The organism is Variovorax sp. Soil_C_26, from assembly GCF_057657075.1.
On record NZ_JBDGJC010000042.1, the window covers coordinates 1 to 653 of the forward strand.

The window sequence follows — 653 nt, forward strand, 5'->3', positions numbered from 1 at the left end:
AAGGGCGAACTGGGCGAGGGCGCCATCATGAAGCTGGCCGAAGCGCTGGACAACTACATCCCGACGCCCGAGCGCGCTGTGGACGGTACCTTCCTGATGCCCGTCGAAGACGTGTTCTCGATCTCGGGCCGCGGCACGGTCGTGACCGGCGCTGTCGAGCGCGGCGTGATCAAGGTCGGCGAGGAAATCGAGATTGTCGGCATCCGCCCGACCGTCAAGACCACCTGCACCGGCGTGGAAATGTTCCGCAAGCTGCTCGACCAGGGCCAGGCTGGCGACAACGTGGGCGTGCTGCTGCGCGGCACGAAGCGCGAAGAAGTCGAGCGCGGCCAGGTGCTGTGCAAGCCCGGCTCGATCAAGCCGCACGTGCACTTCACCGCCGAGGTGTATGTGCTGTCGAAGGACGAGGGCGGCCGTCACACGCCGTTCTTCAACAACTACCGTCCGCAGTTCTACTTCCGCACGACGGACGTGACCGGCGCCATCGAGCTGCCCACGGACAAGGAAATGGTCATGCCTGGCGACAACGTCAGCATCACCGTGAAGCTGATCAACCCGATCGCGATGGAAGAAGGCCTGCGCTTCGCCATCCGTGAAGGCGGCCGCACCGTGGGTTCGGGCGTCGTGGCAAAGATCCTCGACATCTAAGCCGG

1 protein-coding gene is annotated in these 653 nt (G+C 64.6%); it reads left to right on the forward strand.

All coding sequences use genetic code 11. The features are described from left to right. A partial coding sequence (locus AC3A6G_RS27360; RefSeq protein WP_487863271.1) for an EF-Tu C-terminal domain-related protein occupies nucleotides 1-648 on the forward strand: 648 nt, incomplete at its 5' end. Between the last annotated feature and the right edge of the window lie 5 nt (nucleotides 649-653).